Below are 18463 nucleotides of genomic sequence, written 5' to 3'. Positions count from 1 at the left end.
GGGGCGGACCCCGGCAGGGCGGGGTGTGCCGCGGGGCGGGCCATCGCGGCGGGAAAAGCGGGGATTCGGCGGTCTGTCGCTCATGGCGGCGCTTGTCTCACGCTCTCTTGCACAAGGCAATTTCGCTTCCACCGTCCGATATGACGAAGGAGTGTCGAAATCGTCATGGGGTTGGTTGACTTTAGGGGGCCGCATCGCCCATAACCGCGCCGCGTTGCAGGCCCGCCCGCGGGCTCGCTGCGGCTTCCGGTCCCGGTTTTGCCTGCCACAGGCGTTCGGCCGGCGGCACGGGCGGGGGAGTGTCCCGAGTGGCAAAGGGAGCTGACTGTAAATCAGCCGCCTCATGGCTTCGCAGGTTCGAGTCCTGCCTCCCCCACCATCCAGCCGATCAGTTTGCCAATGGCCGGTGGTGTTTCCGCAGAGCGAGGAGCCGCGGAACGACTTTCAAAGATGGGTTTCGATCCGGCCCCTCAATCCGGCTAACCGATCTTCCGCCCCTGCGGTCTGTCCCTCATTCAGAGAAGCTCTCGTGCGCCCAGTTCTCCTGACGGCCTTGATCCTGATCGCTACGGCTGAAGCTGCTGTTGCCGCTCCCCAATTCAGCGGTGCGATGAAGCTGCCCGATGTAACAATCGCTGCACGTGCGACGGGAAGTACGGATTTCGGCGCCGCCGTTCGCGATATCCTCAACGCCGAGCAGGTCATTCAGGCCGCTCTGCAAACCGGCGACGAACGGAAACTGGACGAGCAGTCCAGCCGGCTGCTTCAGCTGCAATCCACGCTCGGCAAGGAAACGGAGCAGGGCGACGCGCGGCGCGCGTGCTCGCAGGCAGCTGGCGACCTGTCGGCCGTCGCATCCCTGATGCGGCGCGCGACGCGGGGCGATGAGCTGGCGAAGGCGATGCTGGCAGCCGAAAAGACCGGGCAGTCCTACCGCGACCATCTGGCAAGCTGCGACAAGGCGATTGCCGCCGCCAATCTCAGCCGCTGAGGCGGCAATCGGTCTGGAAAGACGTCTGAGCTGCGGCCGGCGCGCAGTGGATTCGAAGGCCGACGGTATCAGCTACCGTTCGGTGATGTCCGGCGCATTGCGGAAACTTCAGTCTGGAACAGCCGGCATCCGACCTTATCAACATGCACGGCAATGTCGCGGCTCGCGGATTTGCAACTGCTCTATTCTTAGTTACGCTCGGGGCAGTTGGATCTGGGAGGATCTCATGCGAGCTGTGATCTTGGTGGTTTCCGCCATCCTGTCGATGGCCGGTAGTGCATCCGCACAGAGCGTGGTGCCACAACGCGACATGTACGGAAATCTGGTCCGCGATCGCGGGTCGAATAACATCGGTCCGGCGGAGCGATCTCAGGCCGGCCGAGGAAACGCGAACGACCTTTCGAGCCGTCAGGGCGCGCCGAACAATGCCGGATCGCGGCCGGATAGATAGAAGCCTATCCGAACCGCGGTTTGGTCGTGGCAGCGCTATTTGATTGCGATTTGGGTTACCACCAAATCATCGCGCGGTCTGGGCTACCGCAAACGAGGACGTACTCACGTCCGTAGCGGCGGCTCTTGCCGACCGTTTTGATGCACGCCGGATGGATCGCCAGGTTGTAGTGGAAGGGCGGGCTGTCGAACGATCCGTGCAGCTTACAGAGGTAGGCATTGTCCGGACCGCAGGTCGTGACCGGATAGAGCCGGTTTCGCGCAGATGCAGGCTCAGACACTGCGATGGCTGAACTGCCTAAAATCAGCGAAATGATCGCAAGCTTACTCAAGTTCATATCAGGTCTCCGAAACCAGAATCCGAATTTCCATCAAGTATCTGCCCGAAAAGCGGGCTGCACCAGATCACGCTTGTAGCACAAGGATCGAAATCCAAGAGGCCAATCTTATCCCGGAGAGGTCAACTGGCGCTTCGCTGTGCGAGGCTACGTCAGAGGGCACAAGAAGATCGCGGCTGCGCGCCTAAAGCACCATTCGCGTTCGACGGGACTGGTACAGCGTCTGCGCGAGCAGGCCGAAGAAATACCCGGCCTGGATGGCCGCCTGCGCCGCGAACACGACCACGATCGTTCTTGTGAAGCTGTATCCAAATCCGATGCAGATGCCGATCGTCAGGAGCAGCACCACGGCGAGGGCTTGAAGCAGTCCCACAAGCCGAAATCTCAGTCCAATCAAGAACCCCGCCGCCGCTAAGCCAATAGCCAAATACGCCATTACGGCCTCCCGCGGCTTCCTCCGTGGGCGTGACTCCAGCTCAGTCGAATGGATTGATAAATCATTGCCGCTCTCCCCCCAAGCGCCTTTCGAGCGCCAGCCCCACTTCAGGTGCAGCGATCAGAGCACCGCTCACTCCTGATTGCATGAACATATGACTGTCGAGCGATACTGGGTGGAACTTTGTTTAATTTGAGGAGGGTAGCTCGGCTGTCGGGCCAGGAAAGTAACTGCGGATAGTATTTCCGAAAATCGCCCAGTCACTTAATGCCTAATCAAAGCTCGGAATCTGCACCAGGACTGAGACCCGGGAAGTCGGTGGCGCTACTCGCCAGGGGGGGGCGATCACTCGTCCCGTGGAAGGGAGGGGCGACCAAAAGCAGGGGCGGCATAGTTCGTAGCCGGATAGAGCCCGTCGTGCCGGCCCTGATGACCTTCTGAACCGGCCCGGGTGCCGACTATCCGGACAATGAGGGGCTGCGGAGGGCGGAAATGGGCCTTTTCGGTCACGGAAGTAGTGAATAGCACCGTCGAGTGTGGCTCAACTGCAACGTGTTTCCGCAGAATGAGGGCGGACGGGGGGAGCTTCTTCAAAAGCCTGTGCCCTCTAAGTAAGGTTCTGGGAGATATTCGAGGCTCGAATCGGAGGGACCGGTCGTCTCACCTCCCGACAAGGCCGCAGATTGATGTTCGTCCCCTGGACGCGCCGACCGGCACTGGTTGACCGCGGCCCCTGTGGCGCGATTCAATGAGGTTGCGCGTGGTACGCAAGACGTTTCAGGTGCTTGCTGGTCTGCTGTTGCTGATTTCGATGTCAGCATGCTCGGTTTTACCGGGCACGGGCCCTTCAAGTGAATCAGTTGAAAATTATGCTGCGGCCGGGGTCCGGTCGACCACGGCATTGCCTTACGCGCTGGTGGACGTCTCGGCCGATACCATCGGCTTCCTGTCCCAGCCCAACGTCGTCTCGTTCAAAGGCTCGTTCAAAGACAGGCGTCCGAAGCCTCAGCAGGTGGTCGGCGTCGGCGACGTGCTGAACATCTCGATCTTCGAAGCCGCGCCAGGCGGTCTGTTCACCCCCGGTCAATCTGCCGGTGCTCGCCCCGGTAACTTCGTCGATCTGCCGCCGCAGGCCGTGGACCAGCGCGGCAATATTTCTGTTCCTTACGCGGGCGAAGTGCCGGCGGCCGGGCGGACGCTGCCGGAAGTTCAGCAGGCGGTCGTCGCGCGGCTGCGGAATCGCGCGATTGAGCCCCAGGTCGTGGTGAGCCTCAATCAGCAGCATTCGAGCGTCGTGAGTGTTCTCGGCGACGTCAATGCGCCCGGCGTGTTCGCGCTCAACAGCGTCGGCGAGAAGCTCCTCGCTGTGGTGGCGCGCGCGGGCGGACCGAAATACGAAGCGATCGAAAGCTATGTGACGCTTCAGCGCGACGGCAAGAAGGTCAAAGTCCTCCTGAGCCGGATCGTCCATGATCCGTCCGAGAACATCTTCATCCGTCCCAACGACGTGATCTTCATCACCCGGGAAGCTCCGACCTTCACGGCTCTTGGTGCTCTCAATCAGAACGTGTTCGGCTACAATTCCGAGCTGACCTTCGACGTCGAAACGCTGACGCTGGCTCAGGCGATCGGCAAGGCCGGCGGCCTGAACGATCAGCAGTCGGATCCGGCCGAAGTCTTTGTCTTCCGCTACGAAGATCGGCCGCTGCTCGAGAAGCTCGGCGTCGACACCAACCGCTTCGTCTACGACCGCATTCCGACCATCTATCACGTCAACCTGCGTGATCCGTCCGGTATGCTGCTGGCCTCTGGCTTCCAGATCCGAAGCAAGGATGTCATGTATGTGGCGAATGCGCGGGTGGTCGACTACTACAAGCTCCTGACGCTGATCAACAACACGGCCAACACCACGTCGAACGTGTCGAACGCGGCAATCAATGTGAACGCTGCGACGAAGACTCGTTGGTGACCAATAGGACCTCTCCGATTGCTTCGGCAGTGGGCCCGGGCGTAAAGCCCTCCCACGTCGAAGCTCTCGGAAAGGTTCAGCTAGGGCTCACCCTCGCGGCGTTTGCACTGGCGCCACTGCCATTCGGCTCCGTCGACACGATCTGGGTGCTGGCCTGGGTGGTTGTGCTGTCGCTGACCCTGCTCGGGCGGCCGGTGCGATCGGTTTCCCGCGCCCAATTCCGTATTCTGATTGCATTTCTGGTCGTCTGCGCCGCGTACCTGATTGTGGCGGCGATCCAGATCATTCCCGGCGTATCGTTTGGACCGAACTCTGCCGCGTGGCAGAGGGCAGGGGAGCTCATGCAGCTCCCGATCTCTCCGAGAATATCGGCTCGCGCGGAGATCCCGGTCGTAACCGCCGGGCATTACCTGCTTCTGGTCACTTCCGTCCTTGCAGGCTTCTGGATCGGAACCTCGCGGAGCAACGCCGAGACGCTGTTCAAGGTCGCCCGCTATTCGATCCTGCTCTACGCGCTATATGGGTTGCTGGCGCGGGCGTTTACGCCGGGGTTGGTGCTTTGGCAGCCGAAGACCGCCTACCACGGGGATTTGACGGCTACCTTCATCAATCACAATACCGCGGCCGCCTTGCTCGGCGCCGGGGTGATCTTGTGGGCCTGCTCGATCCAGCAGCAGCTCAGGTCCTTCGGCCCGCTTTCGCTTCGGCTGTTGATGCTGAGCCCTTCCAATGAAGCCGTCGGGATCCAGATTGCCACCCGGGCCGCAGCAGGCTTGCTTTGTTTCCTCGCGCTGCTCTCAACGGGCTCGCGCGCAGGCCTTGCCTGTGCCGTTCTGGGGCTTTTCGCGGCGATCCTCCAGATGGTCGCCGGGCAGCTCAGGCTTCGCTTCGTCTATGGCCTATTGATCGCGGCCGTGGGCCTAGCCGTGATCGCGCTTTGGCTGGCGCAAAGTCAGAGCGTTATGACCCGCGGCATGTTCGATGAAGGCCGGTGGATGGCCTACAAGCATGCTCTGCGCGTGATTGCCGAAAGCCCGATCTTGGGCATTGGCGCCGGCGCGTTTGGCGATGTGTTTCCTGCCTTTCGAGGCGGCGATATGTCGATGTGGGGCGTCTGGGACTACGCCCATTCGACACTCGTAGAAATCGCCGTCGAAATGGGCCTCCCAATCGCCTTGCTGGTCTGTATGTCGGCGATCGGCTCGCTGGTCGTTGTGGCGCGGGCCGGGACGCGTTCAGTCGGTCAAAGTCGGACCTTTCTGTGTGCCATCAGCGGCATCATGGTCATGACCTTCCTGCATTCGCTGATCGACTTTCCGCTGCAGGTCCCCGGCTACTCGATCCCCTTCGGCATCCTGGCCGGCTGTGGCCTCGCTTTGGCAACGCGGGAGCGAGGACCGGAGACGGGCGAGGCTGCGGGGCATCGCTGAGCTGATCACGGCGCCTTTCTGGGAGCGCCCGACGCAGCTAGCCGGCAGGCGCTGGGCTACTCGGCGGTTCGCTGAGCGGCGAGCTGAAGGCGAGCGGGTGCCTTGAGGTCGGACGGCTCGGCGATCCTTCTGCCGACGTCAAACCAGAGACGGGCATCAGCGCGAGACTGAATCTTCAGCCATTCGTAGTCGGTATTCTGCCAGGATCGGATCGACGGCGTCAGATTGTCGAGCACAAGGTCGCCGTCTGTTGTCGAGACCAGGAGCACCAGGTGCCCGATCTGGTCCGGCGTCCGCACCACCGACAGCCGCAGCGCTCGCGCCGGCAGCCCGCTTTCAATCAGGCGATGCCTTTTGGTGACGGCGTAATCGTTGCAGTCCCCCGCCTTTGGCCCGATCGTCCAGCCGATCTTCAAATCCGATCCATAGACTTTCTGGATCGGTACGATCTCGGAATTCACGCTGCGATTGATTGCTTCCAGCAATTTGAGCGTCGATGGGGAAAGCTCGACGCGGTCGGTCGGATCGCGATCGGATGCGCAATCCGACGGATAACGCATGCAGAACCGAACATGCTGAAAGGGAGCCAAAGCCGGGGTGGCCTCGGCCAGCACCTGGACAGCACCGCTCCGGCCGGTGATAGGCCGTGCAACCGAGGGGCTGACAACGACGATGACAGCCGCCAGCGAGAGGATCGGACAGAGCAGCTTCTTCAGCATCGAACGCAACTGATCTTGGGCTTGCCTACGGGAACGGCTGGTCCAGAGGATGCATCTGCGAAGTAAATGAACGGCTACGGATCGAGGTTAACGATCAGTGCTGCTTGTAAAGTGTGCTGTCTCAGCGGGGGCGAGCAGGCGAGCCGGGAACGTGGCTGCGGCAGCCGATTGCCTCCAGGAACAGAAGTCTACCAGAAGTCGGCCAGAAGGCTACGACGGCGATGAGGCTCGATGAGGGCCGCTGGAAGCTTCTTTCGCGGGTGATGCTCGGGCGTACGCCAGGCGGGCCTGCAATAATCCGAGATGACGGCGACGCCGGGGTCTTTAAGTCCGGCGAGTGATCCGATGAATTGGGTAGGATTCAGTTGTGACCTTCCGGCGCAAAAACCGAGACATTGCTTCAGTGCCGAAGCGCCTCTCGCGTGGAAGATAAGCCGGAGACTGCACCAGGCGCTCTGAGCGCCCGAGGTGCTTGCAGACGCGGCCCTGGTGGCCGTTGGCCTCGAGATACCTATTACAAAGGCATGTCCGCCTTCAGAGATCGTGGTTCACTTGAAAAAGAAGAGCCAGACTGCGGCGGCCACGTTTTCCAGCGAGAGACCCAAGCCGATGACGAGCAGTCCGATCCATGCCAACAGGGTGGCCGCGTTGAGAGCGACCAGGATCTTAAATACGCTCTTGCGTTTCGGATGAGAGATGAGATCAGTGCTCACGTCTTCGGTCTCGGAGAATTGTCTGTTGCAGTGTTCCTTTGTCGCTCCAGTTACGCGCTGAGTTCATGCCACAGAACGCCTGACCCCAATTGCTTCAATATGCCCCATAAGCGGTGAGGAGTGTCGGGATGGTGACCAGGATGATCCGTAGATCGAGGCGATGCGACCAGTTGTTCGCATAGTACGAGTCGAGGGCAACGCGGCGATCATAGGTCGTGGTGTTGCGACCGCTGACTTGCCAAAGTCCCGTCAGTCCCGGACGGCACGCCAAATATTCTGCCGCGCAGTGTCCGTAACGGCTGAGCTCTTCCTCAGTGACGGGGCGCGGCCCCACGATGCTCATTTCGCCCTTCAGCACGTTGAAGAGTTGCGGGAGCTCATCCAGGCTTGATTTGCGAAGCGCGGCTCCGACCAACGTAATGCGGGGATCGCGGCGCAGCTTCTGCGTCAATCGCCATTCCTCGGCTGCCTCCGGATCGCTCTCCAACAGCCTTTGAAGCCGCTCATTGGCGTCAGTGGCCATGGTCCGGAATTTGAGGCAGTCAAATCGCTGTCCGTTGAATCCGACTCGTCGGTGGCGGAAAATCGCCGGTCCGGGAGACGAGATCATCGTCGCGAAGTAGCACAGAAGTAACAGCGGAGCCAAAATCAGCAAGCCCGAAAGCGCCAAGAGAAGATCAAGGGTTCTCTTCGATGCACAACCGACCGGAGTCGGTCGACTCCTGTCGGCGAGATCAAGCTCCGTATCTGTTCTCAGCAATCCATCCATCGTCGCACTCTCAAAGCCGCCCGTAGATGTCCAGATGAACTGTCACTCAAAGTGTTATTGAATTGAATGTTTATCAAATTGCGGATGGTGAATAAACTGTTGATCGCACCATTGCCGATGCAAGTTCGCGTTAAGATAAATCGCGCTGTTGACATATAGAGCAACAAACCGCCTCGGATCGCGAAAGTCGCGTCCCAACAGCGCTTTCAGACATCATTGGAAATGTTTGCTCGTCCCAGAAATGACGCTGTCTCAGGCGTTGCGGTGATGTCGATTCAGTGGGTATCGAGCTCGTCAGAGTCGAAGACGCCGAGTGGCGACGCCCTCGAATTTGCTCTTTGCCAGGCTCTTAGCGGCCCGCGCTATTGCGTGCTGATTGTCTGCCGATGCAATTGCCTGACGTGGCATCAGAGTTCGCGAAGTAATAGGTCGTGGCTTGTCACTCTGAAGAATTCGATGGTGTGGCGGTCGCTGTTTAGGAGGTCGTTCGCTCATCCGGCTGCGCGGTGTTCGCGACCTGTGTCGAGGCGTCCTTGGGGCCGTCGAGCGGATTGCTAAAGTCGCCCCGCTGCCTTTGCACTCATGATTGGAGCGGATGCGATGAGAGCATTCGGCGTGATTCCCCGCGAACTGACTCCCTGGGCTGGATTTGCAGAGCAGGGAGGTTGCTTTGTGTTGCTGGAGGGGGCGAGGGCTTGCCGTCAATGCGTGGCCTGCCGGCTCTCTCAGGCTGGATGCTCTCGGTGTCTGGAGGGCTGAGGAGGGGAAGTCTGCTATCCCCGCATTTGCCGCGGCATCGAAGCGACGGTTCAGGGCAAGAGTTTCGTCACGGCTGCCTTGAAGCGCAACTGGGTGCGGACGTCGAGCTGCTCGACCTCCGTGTCCAGAAACTCTTTCACCCCCTGGTGAGATCGCGCGTAAGCCTGGGCTGGCAGCTCCACATATCCATCCAGCAGCAGTTGGCGAAACTCGGAGAGGATCTTGCTTCGTGTTGCATCCGGGGCAAGTGAGGCAACCGGAGCTGCAACTGCGATCCTCCGAACAGCAATCCAGGCTTCGCGCGGAGACGTCTCGTAGGAGCGTTCGAGCAGGGCGAAGGTATCTGCGTCGAGCCGTCCGGCCTGCACCGCCAGGCCAAACAGAACCAGCCAGGCGAAGGACTCGGTCGGGGCGCAGGAGAGGGACTGATAGGCGCGGGTTCTGAGATCCGTGGTCCTGCGATCGAACTCATTCGTCGCCCCGGTCCGGAGTGCGGCGTCGGCGAGCGGGATCTCGAGCATGATCAGCGCGCGTTGCGCACGGGTGTCGCAGGCATCAAGCGCATGAGCTGAGCGACTGTTCAGCACCGTGGTGCTGAAGCTGTCGTCGAATGTCTTGAAGCGCAGAAGATGGTCGGTAAATGCCTCGAAGCGATCGATCGCGATTGCGCGGTGAAAGTTGGCGACCGCCCAGCCGATACCGATCACACCGATCGCAAAACATACGAACTTGAGCGTCGTAGACCGACGAGCATCTGAGGACGTCAATTTGCGGTCTGCTCGTTCTCGTGCTTGGGAGCACCATAGTAATAATAACTGTGGCTGCGATACGAGTAGCCCTCGAGACGGCGCATGACGTCTTCGTCCGTCTTGTTGAGGACGGCACCCAGCAGCCGCTCGGACAGGGAGCGAGAGACACCGACCGCGCTACGGACTTCGTCGCTCATGGTCGCTCCCCATTCGACAACCAGGACGAAGGCGTCGAACAGGTGAGCCGCGGCCTTGACGTCGACCACCGGAAGAATGGGGGGGAGGTCGACGATGATGTACTCGTAATTGCCTGCGGCAGACTTCAACATCCGCTTCACGGACGGCGAGGTGAGCACGTCCGCGCTGTTGATCGGCTTCATCTCGGTCGCCGATGGCAGAAAATCGAATTTGTAGACCGGATCCGTGACGACCAGGTCGCTCAATTGGAGCTGATCGGCGACGAGTTCGAGCAGGCCGCGCTTGTTCTTATAACCGAGCGTTCTGCTTAGAGACGGATTGCGCAGGTCGCCGTCGATCAGCAGCGTTCGCGCGCCGCTCTTCGACAAGAAGGCTGCAAAGCTGGCACAGATCGTTGTCTTACCCTCTCCGGGCCGGGCGGATACGATGCCGATCACGCGTCCTCCACCGGGGCTCAGGTCAATCGCAACCTTGATATGGCGGAGCGCTTCTGCGGTCGCCGAAAACGGCGCAACGTCGTTGATCTTCTCGAAGGCCGCAGAATTCGCCGGGCTTTTCTCGCGAGGTTGGCCCGGGACGTTGTCTCTGCGATGGACGAGCTGCTTCACCGCCCGCGACAGCCGGGAGGAGGTTGTCGCGGTCTGGGACGCGAGAGACGGATCCGCGAAGGACGGGATGATCGCAAGGCAGCTGGTGCCCAGGATGGTTTCCAATTGCGCTCGGGTGTGGATCCGGCGGCTCATCCGATCGCGCGCGAAGGCGGCGAGGATACCCAATGCCAAGCCTGATATGGCGGCGAGGGCGAGGGTCAGATTGGTTTTGGGCGAACTGCGGACCGAAGGCGGCGAGGCAAGGGTGACCACTCGTGCCTCGGTCGACGGAAACGACTGCTGCTGAACCGACTGGGTGAACCGCGTCAGGAAGGTCTCATAGATGCCGCGGTATGTGGTGGCCGCGGTTTCGAGCTCTCTCAGATGGACCTGCGCCTGGCGTGTTCCGGTCGATAATTGAAAGACCTCGAGCATGCGTTTGTCGATCGAGTCTTCCTGCGTCTTCGCGATCTGGACTTCGCTGCGGTAGCTTTCGGCGATCCGGCTGACTTCATCCCAGATGGCTTGACGAACGTTGGCCATTTCGGACCTGAGATTGCGCGCGGCCTGATGGTCGGGTCCGTAGCGCGAGCTCCATTCGGCTTCCTTGCTCTGGTTGTCTAGATACTGCTGACGAAGGCGGGTAATAACCGGGTTGCTGAGGGCGTCGGTCACCACCGGATCGGGAATCTCATTGCTTCCCTTTTCCTGGCGCAGTTCGAGAACGCGGGTGATCCGCTCCAGCTTGGCTCGGGCTTGACTGGTTTCTGCCCGGGCCTTTGCAAGCGCGATGCCGAGCTGATCGAGCTCCAGGTCGCTTGCGAGCTTGCCGTCGCCATTCACGATGATCGAGTTGCTCGACTTGAAGTCCTGAACCGCCCGATAGGCATCGCTGGCCTGCTGGCGGAGTTCTCCGATCCTCTGCTGCAGCCACTCGCTGGCGCGCCGGGTCGCTTCGAACTTGGCCTGGATCTGGTCCTCGATGTAGGCGTCCGCAAACGCGTTGGCGATGGCGGCCGCTTTCTCCGGTACCAGCGACGTAAACGAAATCTGCTCGATGTAGGACCGCCCGAGCCGGATCACCTTGAGATTGTCTTTCACCCGGCTGAGCGCACGTGCCTCGAGTTCGCTGGGCGTGAGCTGCGGCGAGATCGGGCCATCCAGGTCCAGAAGCTGATAAAGCCGGTTGCGAAGTCCGGTGCCGGACCCGATGAATTCAGGGTCCTCGTTCAGGCGGAGCTTTCGAATAACCTGCAGCGCCACCTTTTCTGACTTTGTCGTCTCGATCTCGCTTTCGACCGACGCGTCCTCGACCATCCGGTTCTCGGTCGCGAACTCCGACTGAGTCCAGGTGACACGTTTGGTGTCGATGATCATGTCGGTTTGGGCGGTGTATCGAGAAGGTGCCGCGGCCAAATAGGCGAGCGCGAGCGCGATCGAGAACACCGTCACCAGGCCGATGAAGCGCCAGTGCCGGGCAACGAAATCGCTGACGTCCAGCAGGGAGAGCGCGTCCTTCCCGGTGCCAATACGAGGCAGGCTACCATCTTGAAGAGGCTGACCGGCGAAGTTCATACGGCAGTCCTAAACCGTCATCGGCGTTGATACGGAGAATACGAGTGACAGGCGGGGGTCAGCGTGTAGCGCTGACCGATCCGCCGGCCGTGACCGACTTGACGTTGTTATCAGTTCCATCGCCGGCAACGATAGCGCGGGCGCCGGCGGTGATCTGCGTCAGCAGCGAAGCCCCACCACCGACAGCGGGATTCAGGGTGACGCGAGCCGAGCGGTTCGGGTTGTTAATGATGACACTCCCTGCGGAGCTGGTCGCGGAGGCGGCCGCCGCCGCTGTGGCCGCAGTCGAAAGATCTCCTGCGATCGCGGCGAATGTCGCCTGGAATTCCCCATCCGGGAGCGAGGCGACAGCTTGCTGGATCAGCTGGGCGGACTGAGCATCGATCGTCGTGCAGGCGGTGGCCGCTTGCGCGAGGCCAGCCGCGATCGCCGTCTTAAGTCGCGGCGGTGCACTTGCTGCTAACTTCACAATGTCCATCGCAAGTGTCGCGTCGGTGCCGACCAAGTCTCGAACGGCCGTTTCCACCGCGCGACCGTCCGTCGTGGGATTCAGCACAGCCTTCGGATTTGATCTGAACTGTGCGATCGCTTGATCAGTGAGCGGCGGATTGATGCAGGCGGCTGATGCCGACCAGCTATAGAAGGGGATGGAAGAAACAGCCGCTAAAAGCGCTATGCGACCCAGCCTGCTCGCCATCTGACGACTCCAAGGTACTGTTTATGAATATAAATTTTGTAGTTTTTAGATACATTAAACGCCCAATAGGTTCAACAACGGTCGCCGGTTATAGTTGATTGTGATCAACCAGAGGGCTCGCGATCGAGCCCAGTATGACTATGAAAGATAAAGGGAGTTTCCTTCGTGTTGACATGTATGTCACCGGAGGCAAATAGGGGGATATGTTGAATCCGAGTAGCGGTACCTGTGGGCGAAAGGCTAAAACGGCGTGAGTAGATGGGGCGGGAAAGCTGAACAGGATCTCGGTTCAGGGAAATTTGAGCGCTGGTTGCCCTTTCTGCCCGACGGATTGCGGATCTATGCGGTCGGTGACGTGCACGGCAGAGCCGATCTCATGGAGCGGCTGTTTCGCCTGATCGATGATGATCTGGCTAAGCGCCCGGTGGTTCGCTCCGTGTGTGTGTTTCTCGGCGACTACATCGATCGTGGGCCAAAATCGCGCGACGTCATCGACAGCCTGATCCGGAGATCGCGTGAGAGAGAGCTTGTCTTTCTCCGCGGCAACCATGAGGCCGTCGCGATCAAATGCCTGTCCGATGAAGGCGTCTTCGAAAACTGGATGCGCCGCCTTGGCGGGGTCGAGACGCTAGTGTCCTACGGCATAGAACCGAAGAAGGTGCTGTCGGAATCGGGGGTTGCAGAACTGCAGTCGGCGTTCCGGGACAGTCTTCCGGATGCGCATCACCGGTTCTTGAAGGGACTGCAGAGCGCGTTTTCCTGCGGCAACGTATTCTTTGCCCATGCCGGCGTGAAACCAGGCGTTGCACTCTCCGACCAGACCGAACGCGACCTGCTCTGGATACGCGACGAATTCCTGTCGTCGACGTTGAACTTCGAAAAACTGGTTGTGCACGGTCATACGCCGGTTCAGCGGATTGATGTGCGATCGAACAGGATCAATATCGACACCGGCGCCTTCGCCACGGGGCATCTGACGTGCTTGGTGGTGGATCGCGATGCTCTTAAGGTGCTGACGACCGGCTAGCCTCTGTTGCGCGCGGATGCTTCCGCCTTTGCTGCCAACAGCTGGTCGATGTGCGAGCGGAAGCCGTTAAAGAACGCCTGTTTGCCGAACCGGGCGGCATGATTGGCGATCTTGGCCGGATCGATTTCGATGTCATCGAGCTGCAGGATCGCCGCGCGGATTTGCTCGACCTCCTGTGCCTGAAAGAACAGCCCGGAGAGTCCGGGTACGACGGTTTCGGTTGCTCCGCCTTTTCCGAATGCGATCACCGGGCGCCCGGCCGCCATCGCTTCCACCGGCACCATGCCGAAATCTTCCTCGCCGGGGAAAATCAGCGCGCGGCAGTGCATGTAGTGGTCCCTCAAGACCTCGAAAGGTTGGGCTCCCATGACGGTCACATTCGGCCCGGCGATCCGCTTCAACTCGCTCAGCATCTCGCCGCCGCCGATCACCACCAGCTTTCGGCCGATCTGGTTGAATGCTTGGACCGCCAGATCCGGGCGTTTGTAGGATACGAGCTCGCCGGCCATCAGGTAATAGTCGCCCAGCTCTGATGCCGGGACGGGTGTGAATGCGGCGGTGTCGACCGGTGGATGGATGACGACGGAGTCTCGGCGATAGTAACGGCGGACCCGGTCTGCGACCGTCGCCGAATTTGCGATGAAGCTGTCGACGCGGGATGCGGTCGAAACATCCCACATCCGCAAATAGTGAGACAGCGGCGGCATCAGCAATTTCGTGAGCCGGCCGGCGCCATTCCGATAGTCGTGATACATATTCCAGATGTAGCGCATCGGCGTGTGGCAGTAACACACGTGCAGGGCATCCGGTGGTGCGATAATCCCTTTGGCGGGCCCGGACTCGCTGCTGATGACCAAGTCGTAGCCGCTCAGGTCGAGGTGCTCGAGCGCGAGCGGCATCAGCGGCAGGTACGATTTATACATCGAGCTGGCGCGGGGTAGGGAGTTGATAAACGACGTCGTCACGCGATGACGACGAATCCGATCGCTCACCGCCTCGGGGACGAACACGTGAGTGAAAATGTCGGCCTGCGGGTAGAGTTCGCACAGAGCCTCGATCACCTTTTCGCCGCCCCGCATCCCGACGAACCAGTAGTGTACGATCGCGACCTTCAACGGATTTCACTCCAGGCTACGGCGGTTGTGTTCACGGATCGCGGCGTTGCTCGACATCCACTCGCCCGACCTGCCGAAACTGCCAATGGCGCTGCCGCAAGCTCTCGTCGCTCTTGCGAAGCTTGGCGTTCGTCAGAATCTTTCGGGCCTTGTTGATGACACGAGCGCCCTGCCAGGCCACGTTCTCCAAGCCTCGGACTTCAACAGTATGTGGAGGCATCGGGATGGATGTTGGTGAGAACCGCTCGATAATCGGGTAGGGAAAGATCGAGTAGATCGGCAGCTGTGTGATCCAGAAAGAATCCATGGCCAGGTCGACGGTCGCGCGGATCGATCCGTAGCTGTCGAGGAAGCGCCGCGCCGCCATCCGCGACATCAAATAGGCTTGGGCGCCCGCCGGGCTTGTGGTGAAGCGGACGATCGACCGGTCGTAGAAGAAGCCGAGATGAACTGCCTTGGCGTAATGTTTGCCGAACAGCCGGACGTATTCCAACCCGTTGTCGGCGCAGAAGGCACAGAACTGGCCGAGCGGAAAATCGGTATCGAAGATGACGTCGTCTTCGAGCACCAGGATGTAATCGGCCTGGTTGCTGTCGACAAACTGATGGAGGATCGCGGCGTGGCTCGAGCAGACGGCAATTTCCGGAGGAGACAGATTTCGTCCGAAGTTTCGCCGCAGCTCGGCGCTGTCGTAGTGCAAGTTGGGGCACATCAGCGAGGCGTGGGCATCGAAGTACTGCCAATCCAGCGACGTCTTGCTGAGCATGGCGGTCATCTGGCTCCGGCGCGCGGTGGCAGTCGGTAAGCTCAAGACGACGATTTTGACCGATGGGTTCATTGCCTGTGGCTTTGATCTCGGAGCATCCAGCGTGACCTCGAAAACGTCGCGCTGAATGCACGCATTCAGGTGTCTCTAGGACGCCGCCTTGAGAAGGGACCGTCCACGCCATTCCATGACTGGAATCGGGTATTGCGGACCGAGCGAGACGCGGCAGGTTCGCGCCAGGATGTCGAGCGTCCGGCTGCACATGTCTTCCGAGTATTGGATGTCTCGCTTGGCCCACTTCCACGGATTCATCCGATCATCGAACGTGCGCTGCGTCATGATCGGTCGCCAATTCGTATAGACGTGACGGCCGGTGTCGATCAGACGGTCCACGCCTCGGTTCTGAGCGAATTTCTTGGCATCTTCCGCTGTATCGAGGATCACCGTCAGTCCGGCAGCGTTCTCCGGATCATTGTGCGGCGAGACTCTGAGCTTATTGCTCTTGGACAGGTGCTTCACCATGATCGGGTAGCGCGCGCGCAGGCGGGAAATCAGAGGGTCGAGCTTGGGCAGCTGGGCGTGAAGGACCGCGCCGGTCAACTCCGAGACCTTGAAATTCATGCCGGTGAACGGCGCTTCGTTGGACTCGTAAGAGTACTCCCGCGTGTAGCTCCCGGCATCGTGGAACATTCGCGCGCGAGTGAAAAGACGGTCGTCGTTGGTCAGGACCGCGCCGCCCTCGCCGGAATTGAGATTCTTGAATTGATTGAAGCTATACGCGCCGGCGTCGCCGATCGTGCCGACACGGCGCCCTTTGTAAGTCAGCCCGACGGCCTGACAGGCGTCTTCAATGATCTTCAGCCGATGCTCGCGAGCAATCGCGACGATCGAGTCCATGTCACATACCAGATTGAGCATGTGAACCGGCATGATCGCTTTGGTATACGGCGTGATCTTCCGCTTGATGTCTTCCGGATCGATCGTCAGGCTTTCGTTGACGTCGACGACGATCGGAACAGCACCGACCATGAGCGGGGCGATCGCGGTCGCCACCCAGGTGTAGGCGGGAACGAGTACCTCATCACCGGGACCGATGCCTGCCGCCGCCAACGCTGAGATCAGCGCGCTCGTTCCGCTGTTCACCGTCAGCGCATGCTTAACGCCGATCTGCTTCTCGAGATTTTGCTCGAACTGGGTCGTGTAGCCTTGTTCGCCTCCGCGGTAACGTAACAGTTGACCGCGAGCGACTACCTTCGTTAACGCGAGCCACTCCGAGAATCCAACGCGCGGCATTCGAGGACCCCAATTCGTTGCATTTAGTCCGAAGTTTATCCGTTGTACGTATCGGAGCAATGGGCGATCAGCAAGTGATCGGTCCAAACATAATGAATCCGCGAGACTGGTTCGACGATCTGTGTGGGTCCACAGTCACATTGCGTGAGTGATCGTTGAGAGTGCGCGATGGCGCCAAAACAGGCGGCCTGATGTACCGCCGCTCAGCAATTCCGGTGCGTGCTTAGGCGTCATAAGCATGTGACGCGGCGCCCGCGTTTGGAGTCAGAAAACAGAGTTTACCTCATGCGGTCAACCGCCTCTGACAGGACTGGTCCGTTGCTTCCTGCAATCCTCAACAGTTGTCTCCGCATTGGCAGTTCCCCAGGTAGCGCTGCATTGTGGCCTCAGCAGTCCTTCAGGTGGAGGCTTGTGGTGCCGCACTGTTCGGCGGAGCAGACCCGACTGCCGCTGCGGTTAACCCACTCGGATCTTCGCCAAGATGTTTGTTGCGGAAGAGACTGAACAAGATCAGCATGGATCGAAGACGAAGAAAATGAGTGTCGTGTTGTAAACTGCCGATCGGAGGCGGTTGGACCAGTGGGTGTCTATCTCGGGAGCGCCAAACGTTGACGTGCTCTGTTGATATAAATGTCAACAGAAGGCGGGTCGATGCGATCCAGTTGCTTCGTGCGTTCGCGGCTACCGCGGTTGTGTTTACTCACGCGACGACCCGGATCGGCTATATGTTCCCAGAGGGGAAAGCGAGCTCGCACCTGTTTGATGGGACTTCCGGTCAGGTCAGAGTTGGCGATGCCGGCGTCGACCTGTTCTTCGTGATCTCCGGCTTCGTGATGCTGTATGTGCATCGGAACGATTTCGGCCAGCCTGGATCGGTGACAGGATTCTTCAAAAAGCGGATCGCCAGGATCGTGCCGCTGTATTGGTTGCTCACCACGGTGGCGGTGTCGGTCACGGTGCTGTCGCCGGCGTTATTCACAACGCACTATGCAGTGGCCGACCCGGCATGGATCGCCGGCTCGTATCTGTTCCTGCCCATTCCTGCTCCCGGACGGGAGTTGTCGCCTGTCATCGGGGTGGGGTGGACGCTGAATTACGAGATGTTCTTCTATCTGGTCTTCGGGCTGTTGCTGACGTTACCGCGCCAATTGGCGCTACCATTGTTGCTCGCGTCGTTTACCGTTCTGGTCGGCATGGGATCCGCGTTGGCTCCGGCAGCGCCTTGGGCGAAATTCGCAACGAGTTGGCTACTGCTGGAGTTTCTGCTGGGGATCGGGGTCGCCTATTGGAAGCTCTCGGGAGGCCAGTTGACGGCCCAGGCCGCGCGGGTTCTGGCCGCCTTGTCACTGGCCGTTTTGTTGGCAACTGTGTATTGGACGCCGGACGAGCAGGGCGCTGGTCGGTTTGCATTCTGGGGTATCCCGGCCGCGGGGATCGTCGTTGCGGCGACGAACCTCGACTTGGGGCAGGGACGACAGCGTCGGCTGGCCGCGGTGCTGGGCGACGCGTCTTATTCGATCTATCTGTTTCAGGTGTTCGCGCTGCCGATGTGGGGGCTCGTGATGTCCCACCTAGGTTTCGGAATGTTGCCGTTCGATCTCAATGTGGTGATCTTGACCATTCTGGTCGTTGCGAGCGGCGTCCTCGGCTGGGCATTTGTCGAGCGACCTCTGAGCCGCGCGATCAAGCCGCTGTTGTTTGGGTCGCCACAGAGGGATCATCCGGTCGGGGAATTGCGGTCGTGAAGCCTGTTGCCGGAGGATGCTCCATTGCCTGCCGTGTTTCGTCGAGGCGAGCCCAACCGATGCAACAGTGCATTCGCAAACCGATGATGGCTCGTCCCATGGCCGGCGCGGCGTCGCGGGTCTGATGTCTGGTG

General features: G+C 60.2%; 16 protein-coding genes and 1 tRNA gene. 6 read left to right on the top strand and 11 right to left on the bottom strand.

Annotation, left to right across the window (positions count from 1 at the left end):
* Positions 1-293: 293 nt before the first annotated feature.
* Positions 294-379 (top strand) — tRNA-Tyr (locus tag DYI24_RS06525).
* A 174-nt stretch (positions 380-553) separates the two neighbouring features.
* Positions 554-991: a hypothetical protein gene (locus tag DYI24_RS06520; RefSeq protein ID WP_164571700.1), complete on the top strand. Its 438-nt coding sequence runs from the start codon at positions 554-556 to the stop codon at positions 989-991.
* Positions 992-1497: 506 nt separating this feature from the next.
* Here DYI24_RS06520 and DYI24_RS06515 read toward each other — a convergent pair.
* A complete protein-coding gene (locus DYI24_RS06515; protein ID WP_164571699.1) occupies positions 1498-1779 on the bottom strand; it encodes a hypothetical protein in 282 nt (93 codons plus the stop codon).
* A 184-nt stretch (positions 1780-1963) separates the two neighbouring features.
* Complete coding sequence (locus tag DYI24_RS06510) at positions 1964-2215, bottom strand: hypothetical protein (protein WP_164571698.1); 252 nt, start codon at positions 2213-2215, stop codon at positions 1964-1966.
* Positions 2216-3116: 901 nt separating this feature from the next.
* On the opposite strand from DYI24_RS06510, the gene DYI24_RS06505 reads away from it, so the two are divergent.
* Positions 3117-4184 carry a polysaccharide biosynthesis/export family protein gene (locus DYI24_RS06505; RefSeq protein WP_234819978.1) on the top strand — a complete coding sequence of 356 codons (1068 nt, stop codon included), beginning with the start codon at positions 3117-3119 and terminating at the stop codon, positions 4182-4184.
* The gene (locus DYI24_RS28620; protein WP_164571697.1) at positions 4181-5614 is read left to right on the top strand and encodes an O-antigen ligase family protein; all 1434 of its coding nucleotides are present in this window, start codon (positions 4181-4183) and stop codon (positions 5612-5614) included. Before DYI24_RS06505 ends, DYI24_RS28620 begins: the two co-directional genes overlap by 4 nt.
* A gap of 56 nt (positions 5615-5670) precedes the next feature.
* Here DYI24_RS28620 and DYI24_RS06495 read toward each other — a convergent pair whose 3' ends face one another.
* The 6 genes from DYI24_RS06495 to DYI24_RS06470 form a co-directional block, all read right to left on the bottom strand.
* Positions 5671-6333, bottom strand: a complete 663-nt coding sequence (locus DYI24_RS06495; RefSeq protein ID WP_164571696.1) for a transglutaminase-like cysteine peptidase — start codon at positions 6331-6333, stop codon at positions 5671-5673.
* A 548-nt stretch (positions 6334-6881) separates the two neighbouring features.
* Entirely contained in the window at positions 6882-7046 is a 165-nt protein-coding gene (locus tag DYI24_RS06490) for a hypothetical protein (protein ID WP_164571695.1), read from the bottom strand.
* Positions 7047-7140: 94 nt separating this feature from the next.
* Positions 7141-7815 (bottom strand): sugar transferase, encoded by a 675-nt coding sequence (locus DYI24_RS06485; protein ID WP_107345156.1) that lies wholly within the window; start codon positions 7813-7815, stop codon positions 7141-7143.
* A gap of 809 nt (positions 7816-8624) precedes the next feature.
* Complete coding sequence (locus DYI24_RS06480; RefSeq protein WP_164571694.1) at positions 8625-9281, bottom strand: hypothetical protein; 657 nt, start codon at positions 9279-9281, stop codon at positions 8625-8627.
* Between the two features lie 56 nt (positions 9282-9337).
* Positions 9338-11686: a polysaccharide biosynthesis tyrosine autokinase gene (locus tag DYI24_RS06475; protein WP_164571693.1), complete on the bottom strand. Its 2349-nt coding sequence runs from the start codon at positions 11684-11686 to the stop codon at positions 9338-9340.
* Positions 11687-11744: 58 nt separating this feature from the next.
* Positions 11745-12383 (bottom strand): hypothetical protein, encoded by a 639-nt coding sequence (locus tag DYI24_RS06470; RefSeq protein WP_164571692.1) that lies wholly within the window; start codon positions 12381-12383, stop codon positions 11745-11747.
* 250 nt (positions 12384-12633) lie between these two features.
* On the opposite strand from DYI24_RS06470, the gene DYI24_RS06465 reads away from it, so the two are divergent.
* Positions 12634-13410 carry a metallophosphoesterase family protein gene (locus DYI24_RS06465; protein ID WP_164571691.1) on the top strand — a complete coding sequence of 259 codons (777 nt, stop codon included), beginning with the start codon at positions 12634-12636 and terminating at the stop codon, positions 13408-13410.
* Here the strand turns inward: DYI24_RS06465 and DYI24_RS06460 are convergent.
* From DYI24_RS06460 to DYI24_RS06450, 3 genes are all read right to left on the bottom strand, one after another.
* Positions 13407-14525 (bottom strand): glycosyltransferase, encoded by a 1119-nt coding sequence (locus DYI24_RS06460; RefSeq protein ID WP_164571690.1) that lies wholly within the window; start codon positions 14523-14525, stop codon positions 13407-13409. The genes DYI24_RS06465 and DYI24_RS06460 overlap by 4 nt on opposite strands.
* A 31-nt stretch (positions 14526-14556) precedes the next feature.
* Positions 14557-15363: a glycosyltransferase family 25 protein gene (locus tag DYI24_RS06455; protein WP_164571689.1), complete on the bottom strand. Its 807-nt coding sequence runs from the start codon at positions 15361-15363 to the stop codon at positions 14557-14559.
* A 75-nt stretch (positions 15364-15438) separates the two neighbouring features.
* Positions 15439-16584, bottom strand: coding sequence for a DegT/DnrJ/EryC1/StrS family aminotransferase (locus tag DYI24_RS06450; RefSeq protein ID WP_164571688.1), 1146 nt, complete (start codon positions 16582-16584; stop codon positions 15439-15441).
* 608 nt (positions 16585-17192) lie between these two features.
* Between DYI24_RS06450 and DYI24_RS06445 the strand changes: the two genes are divergently transcribed.
* Complete coding sequence (locus tag DYI24_RS06445; RefSeq protein ID WP_164571687.1) at positions 17193-18329, top strand: acyltransferase family protein; 1137 nt, start codon at positions 17193-17195, stop codon at positions 18327-18329.
* Positions 18330-18463 lie beyond the last annotated feature (134 nt).

Origin of the sequence: Rhodopseudomonas sp. BR0C11 (assembly GCF_010820945.1) — a bacterium.
In the GTDB taxonomy this organism is placed as follows: domain Bacteria; phylum Pseudomonadota; class Alphaproteobacteria; order Rhizobiales; family Xanthobacteraceae; genus Rhodopseudomonas; species Rhodopseudomonas palustris_H.
Note: the sequence above shows the minus strand (reverse complement) of the source record. Positions and strands in the feature narration are given on the sequence as shown.